This window comes from Moorena producens PAL-8-15-08-1 (assembly GCF_001767235.1).
Classification (GTDB): Bacteria; Cyanobacteriota; Cyanobacteriia; order Cyanobacteriales; family Coleofasciculaceae; genus Moorena; species Moorena producens_A.
The window spans coordinates 2150771-2166147 of record NZ_CP017599.1 but is presented as its reverse complement, the minus strand read 5'-3'; the positions used below and the strand labels follow the sequence as shown (position 1 = coordinate 2166147).

Here is a 15377-nt window from a genome sequence, read left to right as displayed (position 1 = left end):
GTAGGGTGGGCAGTGGATAAGACGGATACTATCAGGTTGTAATAGAGTTGAGAACCACTGCCCACCGACCTCAAATCAACTAGAAAATATGAGTTATTTTCTATATTTTTAAGACAATTAGTCCTCCGGTGGGCAGTGCATCATACCCATGGAAAAGCTGACAATGGTTTTGGTAAGCACTGCCCACCCTACATCTATTGCCTTTTGCTAGCATGCCTTTTGCCTTAATAAGCACTGCCCACGCTACATCTATGGCTGGTCTGGTGGGCAGTGCATCATACCAATTCAAAAGCTGACAATTGGTTTGATCAGCACTGCCCACCCTACATCTATTGCCTTTTGCTAGCATGCCTTTTGCCTTAATATATACTGCCCACCCTACATCTATTGCTGGTCTGGTGGGCAGTGCATCATAGCCATTGAAAAGCTCACAATTGGTTTGATAAGCACTGCCCACCCTACATCTATTTGCTGGTCTGGTGGGCAGTGCATCATACCTATTTAAAGGCTCACAATGGTTTTGGTAAGCACTGCTGACCCTACATCTATTGCTAGCATGCCTTTTGCCTTTTGCTAGCATGCCTTTTGCTAGCATGCCTTTTGCCTTAATAAGCACTGCCCACCCTACATCTGTTCCCTGCTCCCTGCTCCCTGCTCCCTATCCAAAACTCAATCCTAATGTCCCGATAGACTAATCAGTACAACTCCCAATACCATAATTGCTGCTCCAGTTGCTCTTTCCTGAATTCCCGGTTCTTTAAAAATTAGACATCCTAAGATGACACTAATTAAAGCACTCATACGTTTAACAGCGATTACGTGGCTAACAAAGGTCATTTCCAGAGCTGTCATTTGGCACAAAATCACTCCAGCCTGAAAGAAACCAATAGGAACTAGAGACAGTAAGTTTTTTGGGATTTGGTTTAATTTACTTCTTGATTTACACAGCATAATTACTCCCATACCTGTGGAAACAAAGCTATGCATCGCAATTGCCCAAAATATTGGTGAAGAATTTTGTACTCCCACCTTATCAACGTTTGAGCTAATACTAAAAATTATAGCGGCGGTTAACATTAACTTAGGACTTTGTTGCTTCAGTAGTCCTTTGAAAGGGGCGAGGTAACCGTTTCTTTTTTCTTTTAAGTTCAAGCTATACGATCCAACCACAATCATGAGAATTCCTACCATATCTAAGGGGGTGGGATATTCTCCAACAATGATTGGAGATGTCACTAATAAAAATAACGGTGTGAAGGTCATAAATGGAACGGTAATGGATAAGTCAGACCGACTCAAGGCTTGGATATACAAGCTCATGCCCACCACATTTAGAGACCCTCCTATCATTAAGGCTAAGGCAAAATTTCGGCCTAATTCCGGAATTTTAATCACAAAAAGGAGGGGAAGTAAAACCGGCAAAGAAAAAAATAATACTGCCCAAGAAATAATGTACCCATCAACATTTTTTAGCCCTTGCTTACTCGTCAAATCCTTGCCAGAGGCAAAAAGAGCTGTTAAACTAGCGAATATCAACCAAAGCATAGTAGTGCTAACCTGTAGTTTAGCCAGAATAGGGATAATGAGTGAATGACCGACTTAACTAGCCTAGCTTAAAACCTAAGTTAAGCTATAGTGAAATTGAGGGTTTATGCTTAACCTTTGACTCTTGACTGTTGACTGTTCCCCGTCACTAAGCAACCCTATAAAAGTAGAAGATAAGTTAACTATTATAGTTAACTGTGTATCAGCAGAAGCAGTTAGCGATCGCACTGACGAAGTTAGCTTTTGAATCATCCTCTGTTAACCCCAACTCCCCATCAGTGCTAACAGAATGTAAGCTAAGGCACATTTAGCAATCCTTAAGTAATGCTTAACTAATGGTTGAGAGTTGGGGGAGGTAATAAGTGTCGCGGCATCATAGGCAAATTTGGTGTCGGGATACCTGGGCATCCTCCAAGGAATTTTTATCGGGTCAATACCGGTAAAAATTCCAAATTGATTAACAAAATGATAAAAAATTTACTAAAAACATGATCTACAAACATGATACTGTTGACAGTAAATTAGATTGACACTAACCAAGTCAAAAAAAACCTGTTGATATATCCCGCTTTGAGCGAATCGAAATGCTAATCGAAATGCTATCGGTCTGACGGGGGTGGGATTGTTGCAACAGGTCTCGGATGTAAAACCTAAGCTTAGTCGCAAAACTCAACTTAGGCAATCTCCGGTCAAGTGACAAGCCAGCGCCATAGCCTTAGCGTGGGGTCTGGTAAATCAGTTGACGATGTCCGCGCCTTGGGTAAAAACCATCAAAGGTCAGGGATCTAGATGGGTGCAAGGAATAGGGTCAAAGCGATGCAGTCGGCCAAAGGGGTAAACTCCCACTCGCCCTTTGCATCAAGACAATGAACAATTTTGTTTTCTAGTGACCTCCGGAGAACTCAACTGGTATATTATGGGCGGGTGTGTTCACCGAAAAGGGACACATCTGTAAATTCCCTACTTCGACACACAGGTATTAAGTTATGCAAGCAAAATTCTTGATATCAAATCAGAGTATGAACAAATATATGAGGTTAACTACCAAATTATTAGTGCTGGTTGCTCTGCTAGGAGCAGTTAGTGCTTGTAAGTCTAAGCAAATCGAGGAGCCTTCCCCGAGTGCAAATCAAGTAGAACCACTTCCTGAAGTTGAGGAAGAAAAGGCTTCTCGCTTTAACATTCCCTTCTTTAATCTGGGTAGGAACCAGGAGGAGGCAGAACCAACTGATACAGCACTGTTAGAAGACCCATCAATTACAGAAGCTGAAACACCGAGTATTCAACCAGAGCAACCGATCGCACAAGCACAGCCGACTACAACTGATCCCTTTTCACAGCCAGAGGACGATACTGTTGCTCAAGGAAATCCTGTGATCAGTGAGTCTAGTGCTTCAGGGGCTACAGCAAGCTCAGCAACTACAGGAAGTTCTGGTACAGTAGTATACGAGGATAATGACCCCATACCAGCGCTATGGTAGAGTGCAGCACCTGTAGTTGTTTACAAGGTTGGGGACAAGATTAGAGATTGGGGATTAGGGGATGAGCCAACAGGAGAAAGTATGAAAAATAAAGGTTGAAGAATAAAGGTTGAAGTAAAAAGGATGAAAAATAAAGGTTGAAGGAGGAAATGGGTTTATCGGTGGCTGACTTAAGGTTGACTAAAACCGTTATCTACAACCTACGAGTTACACTTACCACTTCCCACGTCATACTTAATAATTCATCCTTGATACTTCATACTTAATAGTTCATCCTTGATACTTCATCCTTGATACTTTCCCCAATCCCTAGTCTCCACTCTCCTTAACCTATGAAAGCAGCAAGTGACATTCTGATTATTGGCGGTGGCATTATTGGTTTAGCGATCGCTGTAGAACTGAAGCAGCGTGGGGCAACAGTAACTGTTGTCACCCGCAATTTCCAAGAAGGTGCCACCCTAGCTGCAGCGGGAATGTTGGCACCGTTTTCAGAAGCGCTGCCCATCGGACCCATGCTAGATTTAGGCCTGTGGTCCCATTCACTGTATCCTCAATGGTGTACCAAACTGGAACAGATGACTGGTGTGGCAACGGGCTATTGGCCCTGTGGCTTTTTAGCACCGGTCTATGAAGGGGCAGCAGGAAATCACCAACAGCAGCTCAGCAACCAAACCGGAGTTGCTGACTGGTTAGACAAAGATAGGATTCATTGCTATCAATCAGGTTTAAGCTCGGAAGTGGTTGGTGGTTGGTGGTACCCAGAAGATGCTCAGGTGGTTCCCCAAGCACTCAGTAAAGCCCTGCGACTGGCTGCCCAAGAATGGGGAGTAGAGCTGCGTGAAGGGATAACTGTCGAGGCAATTCAGCAACACAATCGCTTAGTCTCTGGGATTAGAACCTCCGCAGGGGAATTCCATGCAGACCATTATGTCCTAGCAACTGGAGCCTGGTCTAATCAACTGTTGCCCTTGCCAGTGGCTCCAAAAAAAGGTCAGATGCTGTCAGTAAAAGCCACTAAAAATTCTCAACAACCCTTGCCACTACAGCGAGTGTTACATGGCTCTGAGGTGTATCTAGTCCCCCGTCGAGATGGGCGAATTCTGATTGGTGCAACAGTAGAGGATGTGGGTTGGCAGCCTGACAACACTACTGCTGGAATTCAAGGTTTGTTAGGATCAGCTATCCGGCTATATCCAGAAATCCAAGACTGGTCGATTCATGAGTGTTGGTGGGGATTTCGACCAACCACACCTGACCAATTCCCAATTCTTGGCACTGGTCCGTGCCAAAACCTGAGCCTGGCTACGGGTCACTACCGCAACGGTATTTTGCTCGCTCCGGTAACCGCTTTGTTGCTGGCTGACCTGATTGAGAAGCAAAAGTCTGACCCATTGTTAGATCAATTTCGATACGACCGAGTTTACCATCAACCAGCCTCAAATCAAAGCAGTGCTAATCTCAGTCTTAATCTCAGTGCTAATCTCAGTGTATCTAGTAACTCCTCCTCAACACCAGTGCTGCACTATAATTCTGCTACGCTCCGGAACTCTCACTCTGACAATGGGACGGAACCATCCCCAGCTGATTTACTGACCATTGCGGGAAAAACCTTTCGGTCTCGTCTGATGACTGGCACAGGGAAGTATGACTCTCAACAGGTAATGGCTGAAAGTATTGCAGCTAGTGGCAGTGAAATTGTGACGGTGGCCGTGCGTCGGGTACAAACCTTAGCACCAGGACACGAAGGGCTAGCGGAATCCCTGGATTGGAGGAAACTGTGGATGTTACCCAACACCGCAGGCTGTAAAACGGCGGAAGAAGCGGTGCGAGTGGCACGGCTTGGTCGGGAAATGGCGAAGCTATTGGGCCAAGAAGACAATAATTTTGTGAAACTGGAAGTGATTCCTGATCCTAAGTATTTACTCCCTGACCCCATTGGTACTCTAGAGGCAGCAGAGCAACTGGTAAAAGAAGGGTTTGCAGTTTTGCCCTATATTAATGCGGATCCCTTATTAGCCAAACGCCTAGAAGAGGTAGGATGTGCTACGGTGATGCCTTTGGGTTCACCCATTGGTTCGGGACAGGGCATCAAGAATGCTGCCAATATTGAAATCATCATTGAGGAAGCTGGAGTGCCGGTGGTGGTAGATGCTGGCATAGGTAGCCCCAGTGAAGCCACCTATGGGATGGAGTTAGGGGCAGATGCGTTATTGGTTAATAGTGCGATCGCATTAGCAGGTAATCCTATCATGATGGCAAAAGCGATGGGAATGGCCACCGAAGCTGGTCGTCTGGCTTACCTAGCTGGTCGTATTCCAATTAAAAACTATGCTAGCGCTAGCTCACCCTTGACTGGTACCATTAGCTAGCATAGATTAAATAACTTGTCAAGGTCTAGGACTGGATTAATACTTTAAGGTAACAAATCAAGCTAATCAGGAAAACTGAAGAGTAGTTATGCCAATTTTTGTTACATTCTTTGTTACATTTATATAAATAAAGTAAAAAAAGGTTGTAATCCATGCCATATACAGTAGAAGACGGCGGACGTTTAAACAATTTTGCTAAAGAGCCAAAAATGTACCAGGCAGAGCCACCCACTGCAGCGGAAAAGCGCAACTACGTGATCTTGGGTGCAACAGCTCTGATTTTAGTAAGTGGCTTGATCTTTGTGGCTTTCTCAGCTTCTGGTGTGAGCTAGGTACTGCACAGAAGAAAGCTGTTGAAAAGCCACTTGAGTTCAAGAATGTGGTTGCCATTAAAGCTTTTTGATGGCTTCCATCGCTTCTTGATAATTTTCAGTTCTGCCTTGTTCTTGGAATAAATCAGCCGCTTTTTTAAAATCCTTAATCGCTTCCTCAACCTTATTGAGGTCAAGGCTGGCTAGACCCCGTTTATAAAACGCATCGGCAAAAGTGGGTTCAATTTTTAGAGTTTCTGTGTAATCAGCTACAGCAGCTTGATACTGTTTGAGCTTACTGCGAGTTAAACCACGCTGGTAGTAAGCCATGGCATTTTTAGGGTTAATCGAGAGAGCTCGATCGTAATCCGCAATTGCTTGGAAATAGTTCTCTACTTCAGAGTAGGCATTACCTCGACTGAGATAGACCGTATCATTATTGGGTGTCAGAGCAATAGCTTTGGAAAAATCAGCGATCGCTTCGATGAACTTCTTTTGCACAAAATAGGCATAACCACGGTTGCTATAGGCTTCACCATAGTCGGTTTTAATCTTGATAGCAGCAGTGTAGTTATCAATCGCTTCTTGATAATTCCCCTGAATGTGGTGGACGTAGCCCAGATTGTAGTTGATATCAGGGTCATAGGGTTCCAGCTGCAAAGCCTGTTTGAAATTTACCATTGCCTCTGGATAATTACCATTATCTAATTGATCCACGCCCCGGTTGTAGAATTCCACAGCACTCATCCGGGGTATAGTCCTTACTGGCAATTCCCTATTAAAAGGGTCTTTCTCAACAGTGGGTTTTTTAGTAGTAGGTGGTTTATCATCCCCAGATTGGGCTGGAGTAGTAGCTGGTTTCTCCTCAACAGGTTGGGCTGGAGTAATAGCTGGTTTATCATCGCCAGGTTGGGCTGGAGTATTAGTTGGCTCTTCGGCGGAGGTGGGCTCTTCATTATCTGGCTGAGATCGGATAATGACGGGAACTGGAAGTGGCTCCTGCTGAGCATAGACAGTTGCGGTAAATCCAGTCAGTATTGTGGCAAGTCCTAGGCTAGAGATAGTTAGATAAGTTGGTTTCATGGTTTTCCTTACAAAGCCTGATGATTTCCAGAATTGTTACCCTGTGCAGTTGTCTAAAATCACTCTATTAACTTGACTTCACTATCTATCACACATCTGGTGAGTGTCCAACCGGTAACAGAAAATACATAGGGGCAAGTACGATTAGTTAAAGATGAGACAATTAAGCAGCTGAGTTGACGTTTAATAGAGATGCTCAAAGAGATGCTCAAGAAAATTGCACCACTACTGCTGCTAGTGTTGAGTCTGGCTATACATGGCTGCACAACTGGTGCCAGTGGTCTACAAAGCTATGTAGACAGCCTTAACGGTTATCAGTTTTTGTATCCCAACGGTTGGGTCCCTATCAAGGTGACTGATGGACCCGATGTCGTGTTCCACGATATTATAGAAAGCACCGAAAATGTTAGTGTGGTGATTAGCCCAGTGCCGGAAGGCAAGACCCTTGCTGATTTAGGTACACCCTCAGAAGTGGGGTATAAGCTGCAAAAAAATGCCATTGCTCCTCCCGATTCTGGTCGCACAGCCGAGTTGGTTAATGCTGAAGCTCGTGAGGTAGCAGACAAGACTTATTACCTTTTAGAATACAACGTCCAACTTCCCAGCCAAGAACGGCACAACCTCGCCAGTGTGGTGGTCAACCGTGGCAAGCTCTACACCTTCAATGCTTCCACCACTGAACGACGCTGGGGTAAGACCAAAAATGTGTTCGACGCAGTGGTTAAGTCTTTTTCAGTGAACTAGGAAACAGTTGAACGCGAACCCGTGGCCAATAGGCCAAGGTTGAAGGGTTGAACGCGCACGCGTGGCCAATAGGCCAAGGTTACAGGTTGTTTGGTTGAAGGTTACAGGTTGTTTGGTTGAAAGTTACAGGTTGTTTGGTTGAAGGTTACAGGTTGTTTGGTTGAAGGTTACAGGTTGTTTGGTTGTTTAGTTGTTCGCCAAAGGCGTGGTGATCAGGTACAGTCTTCTTTGACGCTGATTGCATTAAAACCCTATTGCCTATTGCTAGCATGCCTATTGCCTATTGCTAGCATGCCTATTGCCTATTGCCTTCAAAGCATAAGCAATGTCGCTCAAACGTTTCTGAAAATTGCTATATGGATATGCGGACTTTTGTATTAGCTTCAGCTTCTAGTGCTCGCAGACGATTGTTACAAACTGCTGGTATTGAACCGGTGGTCTGCCAAAGCAATTTTGACGAATCTCAAGTGCAGCATCCAGAGCCAGCAACCTTAGTGCAGATTCTAGCTGAACAAAAAGCAAAAACTGTTGCTGATCAATTTAGCGACGCTCTGGTATTAGGCTGTGATTCTGTATTGAGTATGGAGGGTGGGATTTATGGCAAACCCCCTAACCCCTCTGAAGCAATTGCTCGTTGGCAACAGATGCGAGGGACTACTGGAGAACTCTATACAGGTCATGCTTTAATTGACTTATCTCGGAACAAAACCATAGTGCGCTGTGGTGTAACCCGAGTTTATTTTGCCAATGTAAGCGATCGCGCTATCGAAGCCTATGTTGCTACTGGCGAACCCCTTAAATGTGCTGGTGCCTTTGCCTTGGAAGGTAGAGGGGGACTCTTTGTTGACAAAATAGAAGGCTGTCATAGTAATGTTATTGGTCTTAGCTTACCCCTACTCCATCAAATGTTACAGGAACTAGGATATGAAGTTACTGATTTTTGGCGCTTGAACTAATAACTAATAATTAAGGACTAGGGCAACAAAAAAATCTATGACCACTAAAGACGACTTTAAACAACAAATCAAAGCAGGTAACATTAGGGATGCCCTAACCCTATCCCTAGGTGAAGCAGTGGAGTTAGAAATTACGACTTGGGTATCCTCATCTAGCCCAGCTCCTAATTCCTCAGCTGAGCTAGACCAACCAACCTCTGATTGCCAAATGCGTAGTCGCATCAATATTGTTGATGGTGAAATCAACAACGAAGTTGGTTCAGAGTTTATGGGCAATGGGCCTTACACTGAACTGAAGCAATTTCACCTAGAGCAGGTAAAACAAGGATGCCAGACTATTCAGCAAAATTTGGAAAATTTGCAACAACTGTTTACAGTTGTGAGTACTACCATGGGTCGGCTACCTCAAGGCTCTGATCTAGCTACTGATAGTAGCTCTAGTCTATCTACTAAAAAACGGAATAGGGAATAGGGAATAGGAAAAAAATCCTGTGTACCTGATTGCTATGATAACAGCTATAACGATTACGGTGCGTTAATAACGCACCGTACAGATAGCTACAGATAACATATAAAATTCCAATTATGCGATCGCTACCCAACCAGTCGGATTACGTAAGAAAAGCGGTCATTCGACAATTAAAAGAGGATAGACTGTTGCCCCTAGATGATTGATTAGGGGTAGTGAAGCTATCAGCTAATTAGGGCTTGATGATTAACTCTAAAAGCATTGACAGATAAAGTTTTTAGCATTTTTTGGTCGAATAAAGTGCCAGTAAATCGGTCGAAAAAGCTCAAAAAATTAGCATTTTGGGCAGACAATATCAAAAAAATAAAGGGACAAGTATTCCGACTACCTTCTATATAATTCCCATTTCTCCTAACTCCTGACTTCTAACTCCTGACTCCTACCAATACCAAAAGACTTTTTCAGCAAACCCTAATTATAAATTGCATCTTTCAGTAAAAAGGCATAATCCCAAAGAACAGTTTCCTGACTTGGGAGGCTCGTTGAGAGTAGTTTTTTTAAAGATTATGTAAAGACAACTCCCTGATCATCATCAAATAATCACATATATAAAGATTGGGTAAAGATACTTAATTGCCAGATATTTCCTTTTAGCTTTCTTTATATACTCACTAAATAACAACGGTTGTTCCAGTTGATTAATTCCTTGACTATTCTAGTCGCGCCACAGGTCGCAACGTTGTTTAATCTACATATTTCACATCCAATATATGAACTTACTCAATTCTGGTAAATTCTTGCCTGTAGCGACTACGGCTATAGCTACCTTGGCTGCATTGAGCTTGGGAGCTTCTCCTCCTGCTGAGGCGGCATCCTTAAAAACAATCACAGCTTCAGCATTCGCACAAACTCGTTCTAGTGATGCTGATTTTCCCTTCTTTTTTACGTTCTCGTTTCCCGATGTGCCTGGAACAGGGGCAGTCGCTATAGCTGAATCTATTGCTGACACCTCTGTAGGAAGGGCGGATGCCTTTGCAAGTTCCACAGCTGAGCGAACTTCAACTGGTAATTTGTTCTTTTCAACTCAAGAGCGTCAGAAAATCCTGCGAAGGACTCCTGGGACGTTGCAGGCTTTTACCGTGACTAATGCAGATGCAGCACCGGATCCATTTAAGTCTCCTTCTTTCCGCGATGTTGTCAATAACGAAGGCATTCCTTTGTCTGTTGAAGAAGAGTTTGAGTCAGATCTGAATACATCTTTGGAGATTACATTTGATGATGAAGCCGATCAGATTGTATTTGACTTTTTAGGTAGTACTCTATTAAGAACTCAGGGGCTTTTTGAATTCTCAACAGGTATTAGGCTGGAGTCGGTAGGGTTAGGACTCTTACGCTCATTTACTATCAATGAAAGTTTTGAGCTCGCTTTTCAAGGAGGTTGGGGATTAGACGATTTGTCATTTACGCAAGATGGCAAGACTTTTTATGCTGATTTCGACAATCTTGATTTCGTAATTCCCGTTAATTCAGAATTTACTGCAGAAGATTTTCAAAATCTCGACTTTAGATTTAACGGCTCAGGTATTGTTGTAGCAGCTTCAACTCCAGAACCTGCTTCTATACTTGGTCTACTATCAGTGGGTATTTTAGGTGCTGGTTCAGTAGTTAGTAAGTTGGGTAGCAGTGACAGCTCCTACACTGACCTTACAGGTTCAGTGTAGGCTTCCCAGCCAATCCGGGCATCCCTTAGGAGGCGCTGGGCTTTAAGAACGGACTGCCCTGCCGCTCTATTTCGTATATTGATAGCTGCATTATGTTCGCGTAGCGTCGGCTTCGCCGAATCGCGGTCAAGACTGCATCCACAATGGGGACAATCATGCCACCGGACATGCAACTTCTTGGGGACTTTATTGCCACAATTGGAGCAATTCTGTGAAGTATTTTTGGGGCTTACTGGAACCGTTAACAAGCCAGCATTCTCGGCTTTGCTTGCTAGGATGGTCAAGAAGCTTGACCATCCCGCATCCAACACAGATTTAGCCAATCGGGACTTAGCCAGTCCTTTAACATTTAGTTTTTCATGAGCGATTACATCATACTTTGATAGTAGGTGGTTTGCTGTTTTGAAATGAAAATCTTTTCTTTTGTCTGATACCTTTTTATGCTGTTTTCCGAGCTGCTTGATCGCCTTTAGCCTGTTATTACCCCCTTTCTTTCTCCGGGATACTCGCTTTTGAATCACTCTTAAACGTTTTTGAGCTTTTCGATAATACTGAGGAATTTCAACGACTTCACCCTCAGAGGTAGTCAAAAAATCTTTAAGACCAACATCAATCCCAACTATTGAATCTGGATTAATATTGGGCTGAATTTCAGGAATGGTCTTGTCCTCTAGAGATAAAACCAAATAATAGCCATCACATTTTTTGGTGATAGAAGCTGTCTTGATCTTAAATCCAGAAGGAATAGTCCGATGGAGTACAACCTTAACTTTGCCTATTTTTGGAAGGTTGATCAAATTTCTTTCCAGACACCCTTCTTTCATTTGGGGATAGGTAAAGGTACGGTAGCGGTGTAGCTTTTTGAACCTAGGTCGTCCACTTCGTTTTCCGCTACTATCTCCTTTGATAAACCTGTCAAAAGCTAGCTTTACTCTCTTTACTGTATCCTGAAGTACCTGAGAATGGATGTCTTTATACCATGGGCGAGTCTTTTTTAAACTTGGAAGAGTCTTTTTTTGACTGTAGTAATCGGGATTATCCCTTAATTCCGGGAGGTAACATACAAGCGGACAAGTATTAATTGAACAGCGATTTTCTTCATACCACCTGAACCGATCGGCCAGCAAATAGTTATATTGAGCACACAACATTGACAACCAATGATCAATCTTGGTTTGCTGATCTCTTGTCGGTTTTAGCCTGTACTGATACGCGATTCTCATTTGACTTGTCCTCTCGTATATCGACCTAGTAATATTATACTATATGTTAGGATTACCGATTTTGAAAAAAGACAACTGGAGCAAGAGGCCAATCGAAGAGGGATGACCTCGTCTGAGTTTTAAGACAGCTTGATAGCTCGTTTCCCCGAACGCGCCCCGCGTCGGCTTTGCCGAATCCAAGAGACCCTGTGCAAAATTCATCCCTGGAGACGAAACCTTAGATAGTGGAGCTTTATTACATGCATATTTAACCCTTTTGCGCATAACCGACTAACCATAAAAGCTCCACTATCTTACGGTAACTTTAAGCACTCATGCTGCGCATTGAGATGTGGGGCTTCTTTTGCCGGAAGCTAAGAAATAAGTGATCACGAATCAGTAATCACGAATCAGTAATCAGTAATGCGATCGCTTTCTCTACGAGTGTGATTGCCTACGGCACAGGCTTGCGCTGAGCGCAGATCTTTTAGGTTAGTTGCGTTTGCCATTATTTTTTGCTATTATTTATTTAAAATCTGTGGAGTGTGCGCACATATCTGGTTGACTGAGAAAACTAATCAACAGCATACTGGTACAAAAGTATCTTAAAACCCAGCCGGTATTTCCGTTTCTGAAACCCCAAGCGCCTGTAGCGGGTGAAGGTAGTAACTGCTAGAAGGAACCATCACCTGGATAAGCCAGGCACTGAGTGAATTTCCGACTTCTGCACATTCGCTCCCATGGGACTGGTCACCCTTGAAAATTTTCCTCGATATCAAAGCGCAATCCATACTCAAGAAAGGTTTGGATAGTCGTCTTTTAATCCCTAACAATCCCCCAAAACTCACCATTGATATTGTTTCGACCTCAGAGAAGATCAACCGGACCATACCATTGCTCTAACTACCAGCAAAACCACCGATTACCCCTTTGGGCAAACCCTTGACAGCTTGTTGCAGCATTTCACGGGTTAGTGCTAATGCAACTGTTGCACTGCCATGTTCCATCACTCGCGCCTACCACCGGTAAGGCTCCTCGGGTGATGCACCACCCACCGCCAATCCCACTAAGCAATACTCTTCATTGAACAGGGAGCTGTCCAAGGTGTGCCCAGTCAAGCTTGTTGAGTGATCGAGATCTTCACTGCTAGGTTGCTCAACTCGTTGTCGTCTGATATATATTTAACCTAAATAATTGTAAGTAACCGAGTGTTTGTTGATGGTTGACGGTTGGGTGTTCACAGTCAGCAAGAAACTCTCAACAACAGCTATATCTTTTAAAGAATCCCAAGAATATAACCCAAGGGTGGCTGTGGGAATATTAAAAATTATTCATAATTAGTCAATCTAAACTAAGTTACAAAACTACCCTAATAAGCGCGAGTTTACTATTATGGCTCCTAGCGATGACTTCAGACAATACCTTAAGACAGGCAATATTAAAGAGGCTCTTGTCCTAGCCCTGAGCGAAGCAGTTGATTTGAAAATTACCACCTGGGTAGCCGACACCAATGCTGATTTAGATGCAGCCCAAGCAAAACCTGGTCATCGTATGTGTACCCGCATTGATACCATTAACGGTACCATCGACAATGAAGTGGGGGACCAGTTTATCGGCAATGGTCGCTATAGGGAACTGCGGCAATTTCACAATGATCAAGTGGCTCAAGGCAATCAAATTATTCAGAGCAACCTCAAAAGTCTGCATAAGCTGTTTGAAGTTCTACTCACTCTAGGTTACCCAACTAGCACTACTGGGGTTATAAAGCCTGAATCCCCTAGGGTTGAAACCCATTTATTGCCAAGCACAGAACCGGTAACTGAAACCAGAGTAGCCATAGAGTCAGTCGAGTCAGTCGAGTCAGTCGAGTCAGTCGAGTCATACACAGAGCATCGTGTCGATACAGTTACTAAAGCCGTTTTGGGGACTGGATTGGCAGCAGCAGCAGTTGCCTCTGCCTCGGAATTAGTAGCAGAACCTCCCCCAGTCGAAGTAGAACCAACTCAGACAGCACCAGAGACACCCCCAACAATATCTGCTGACCTTGAGTCAGTAACAGCTACTACCCCAGGGAACTTTGATGATTCATTCATTAATCCCTACACCGTAACTGAGCCGATCATAAAACCTGGATTGGTCGATGAAGTAGTCGATGAAGTAGTTTCTGACGCTGGTTTGTTTCCAGAGATTACTGAGAGTACTGAATTGCCAGAAACGACTGACTTGGAGGAGGAAAAAGCAATAGGAAACTTCCTACAGGATAGGTGGTCAGAAACTGAGTCAGTCTTGGTACCTCCACCCCCCATGGAAGAGGAAACAGAGATTATTCCTGACTTTCTACCAGATACGGCTCCAGAACTGGAGTCAGTCTTGGTACCTCCAACCCCGATTGAAGAAGAAACAGAGATTAGTCCTGACTTCCTACCGGATACGGCACCAGAACTGGAGTCAATCTTGGTACCTCCACCCCCAGTTCCAAAAGAAACCCAAGCTAGCCCCGAGACTTTCCTAGAAACTGAGCCTGAACTGCTAGAAGTCCCCTCAGCAGAACTGGAATCCTCACTGATGCCATCGACAGATAGCACCGAGGCGTTAGAAGCGGAAACTGAACAGGACGATTGGGATGACTCGATGTGGGAATTACTGGAGTCTGTGCCTGATCAGGAGCTAACTGACCAAGACGTTTCAGATGCAGAGATTGATCAACAATGGCAGGAATTCGTTGAAGAACAATCGGAACCTGATTTAAAGTCATCCGATGCAGTGGATAATCAAAATTGGGAACTCCTGACATTAGAAGATTTGGAGTTAACGCCCCCATCACCAGAATCCACAACTGAAACTTCAAACCAGGAATTAGAAGATGAATGGGGTGATTTGTTTGAAGAAGACACACAACAGCTTGATACAGACTCTAACCTCCTCAGCCTAGAATCATTGGAGCTAGAAGAAAATGAGGATTGGGATGATTGGATGTTGGAACAACCGGAGCACTCATCACTAGAATTGACAACTCCTGAGATAGATTCATTGGATGTCTCTGAGGATAATGAGTGGGATAAATTAACGAAAAACGCTAATCCGTTCACTGCACCAAGTAATCTCACAAGTAATCTCAATGGATCAGCAACAGATTTAGAACTTGATGAAGACTGGGATGATTTCGCAACTGATGAACTGGAATCTTATCCATCTCTAGGAAATAGCTTGGAGCTATCGACCCCTTCAAAAGATCCAGATACTTCAGAACTGACCAATGACCTAACTGATGACCATAACTTTAATCAGGAAGAATCTCAAGAGTTAGATCCGTTTCTAGAAATCTCTGATATCACCGATCAATCAGAGAAAGCATCTGAGGACCTCATGGAAGACTTGTTTGACTTTCCTGTGGCACAACAGAGTGAATCTGAGGCGATAAAACTTGATGATGATAATTGGTCTAGCCTGGAAGAGTCACTATTTATCAAGAAACCACGTAAACAAGAGGATTAGT

12 protein-coding genes and 1 pseudogene are annotated in these 15377 nt (G+C 43.7%); 9 read left to right on the top strand and 4 right to left on the bottom strand.

Annotated elements, in window-relative coordinates; genetic code table 11:
- Positions 1-100: 100 nt before the first annotated feature.
- Complete coding sequence (locus BJP34_RS08345; RefSeq protein WP_070391947.1) at positions 101-595, bottom strand: hypothetical protein; 495 nt, start codon at positions 593-595, stop codon at positions 101-103.
- Positions 596-675: 80 nt separating this feature from the next.
- Positions 676-1545 carry an EamA family transporter gene (locus BJP34_RS08340; protein WP_070391946.1) on the bottom strand — a complete coding sequence of 290 codons (870 nt, stop codon included), beginning with the start codon at positions 1543-1545 and terminating at the stop codon, positions 676-678.
- Positions 1546-2531: 986 nt separating this feature from the next.
- On the opposite strand from BJP34_RS08340, the gene BJP34_RS08335 reads away from it, so the two are divergent.
- The 4 genes and pseudogenes from BJP34_RS08335 (at position 2532) to psb34 (ending at position 5727) form a co-directional block, all read left to right on the top strand.
- Positions 2532-3026, top strand: coding sequence for a hypothetical protein (locus tag BJP34_RS08335; protein WP_158517086.1), 495 nt, complete (start codon positions 2532-2534; stop codon positions 3024-3026).
- A gap of 332 nt (positions 3027-3358) precedes the next feature.
- Positions 3359-4396 (top strand): annotated as a pseudogene (gene thiO, locus BJP34_RS47185) (glycine oxidase ThiO); the annotation flags it as partial.
- Between the two features lie 219 nt (positions 4397-4615).
- Positions 4616-5395, top strand: a complete 780-nt coding sequence (locus BJP34_RS47180; RefSeq protein WP_267876606.1) for a thiazole synthase — start codon at positions 4616-4618, stop codon at positions 5393-5395.
- A gap of 152 nt (positions 5396-5547) precedes the next feature.
- Positions 5548-5727, top strand: a complete 180-nt coding sequence (psb34, locus tag BJP34_RS08325; protein ID WP_070391943.1) for a photosystem II assembly protein Psb34 — start codon at positions 5548-5550, stop codon at positions 5725-5727.
- A 57-nt stretch (positions 5728-5784) separates the two neighbouring features.
- Here psb34 and BJP34_RS08320 read toward each other — a convergent pair whose 3' ends face one another.
- Complete coding sequence (locus BJP34_RS08320; RefSeq protein ID WP_070391942.1) at positions 5785-6789, bottom strand: tetratricopeptide repeat protein; 1005 nt, start codon at positions 6787-6789, stop codon at positions 5785-5787.
- Between the two features lie 204 nt (positions 6790-6993).
- Between BJP34_RS08320 and psbP the strand changes: the two genes are divergently transcribed.
- The 4 genes from psbP to BJP34_RS08300 all read left to right on the top strand — a co-directional run bounded on the left by psbP (position 6994) and on the right by BJP34_RS08300 (position 10679).
- Positions 6994-7533, top strand: a complete 540-nt coding sequence (gene psbP, locus BJP34_RS08315; protein ID WP_070396555.1) for a photosystem II reaction center PsbP — start codon at positions 6994-6996, stop codon at positions 7531-7533.
- A 356-nt stretch (positions 7534-7889) separates the two neighbouring features.
- On the top strand, positions 7890-8489 hold the full coding sequence (locus BJP34_RS08310; protein ID WP_070391941.1) for a Maf family protein: 600 nt from the start codon (positions 7890-7892) through the stop codon (positions 8487-8489).
- Positions 8490-8526: 37 nt separating this feature from the next.
- Positions 8527-8961 carry a hypothetical protein gene (locus BJP34_RS08305; RefSeq protein WP_070391940.1) on the top strand — a complete coding sequence of 145 codons (435 nt, stop codon included), beginning with the start codon at positions 8527-8529 and terminating at the stop codon, positions 8959-8961.
- Between the two features lie 767 nt (positions 8962-9728).
- Positions 9729-10679, top strand: a complete 951-nt coding sequence (locus tag BJP34_RS08300) for a hypothetical protein (RefSeq protein WP_070391939.1) — start codon at positions 9729-9731, stop codon at positions 10677-10679.
- Here the strand turns inward: BJP34_RS08300 and BJP34_RS08295 are convergent.
- Positions 10652-11902: an RNA-guided endonuclease InsQ/TnpB family protein gene (locus tag BJP34_RS08295; protein ID WP_070391938.1), complete on the bottom strand. Its 1251-nt coding sequence runs from the start codon at positions 11900-11902 to the stop codon at positions 10652-10654. The genes BJP34_RS08300 and BJP34_RS08295 overlap by 28 nt on opposite strands.
- 1371 nt (positions 11903-13273) lie before the next feature.
- On the opposite strand from BJP34_RS08295, the gene BJP34_RS39080 reads away from it, so the two are divergent.
- The gene (locus tag BJP34_RS39080) at positions 13274-15376 is read left to right on the top strand and encodes a hypothetical protein (protein ID WP_070391936.1); all 2103 of its coding nucleotides are present in this window, start codon (positions 13274-13276) and stop codon (positions 15374-15376) included.
- The last annotated feature ends 1 nt before the right edge of the window (position 15377 follow it).

Excerpts from the sequence above, each read along its gene's own strand:
- BJP34_RS08295 (WP_070391938.1), bottom strand. The coding sequence starts at position 11,902 with ATGAGAATCGCGTATCAGTACAGGCTAAAACCGACAAGAGATCAGCAA.
- BJP34_RS08335 (WP_158517086.1), top strand. The coding sequence starts at position 2,532 with ATGCAAGCAAAATTCTTGATATCAAATCAGAGTATGAACAAATATATG.
- BJP34_RS08300 (WP_070391939.1), top strand. The coding sequence starts at position 9,729 with ATGAACTTACTCAATTCTGGTAAATTCTTGCCTGTAGCGACTACGGCT.
- psbP (WP_070396555.1), top strand. The coding sequence starts at position 6,994 with ATGCTCAAGAAAATTGCACCACTACTGCTGCTAGTGTTGAGTCTGGCT.
- BJP34_RS08305 (WP_070391940.1), top strand. The coding sequence starts at position 8,527 with ATGACCACTAAAGACGACTTTAAACAACAAATCAAAGCAGGTAACATT.
- BJP34_RS08310 (WP_070391941.1), top strand. The coding sequence starts at position 7,890 with ATGGATATGCGGACTTTTGTATTAGCTTCAGCTTCTAGTGCTCGCAGA.
- BJP34_RS08340 (WP_070391946.1), bottom strand. The coding sequence starts at position 1,545 with ATGCTTTGGTTGATATTCGCTAGTTTAACAGCTCTTTTTGCCTCTGGC.
- BJP34_RS39080 (WP_070391936.1), top strand. The coding sequence starts at position 13,274 with ATGGCTCCTAGCGATGACTTCAGACAATACCTTAAGACAGGCAATATT.
- psb34 (WP_070391943.1), top strand. The coding sequence starts at position 5,548 with ATGCCATATACAGTAGAAGACGGCGGACGTTTAAACAATTTTGCTAAA.
- BJP34_RS08320 (WP_070391942.1), bottom strand. The coding sequence starts at position 6,789 with ATGAAACCAACTTATCTAACTATCTCTAGCCTAGGACTTGCCACAATA.
- BJP34_RS08345 (WP_070391947.1), bottom strand. The coding sequence starts at position 595 with ATGCTAGCAAAAGGCATGCTAGCAAAAGGCAAAAGGCATGCTAGCAAT.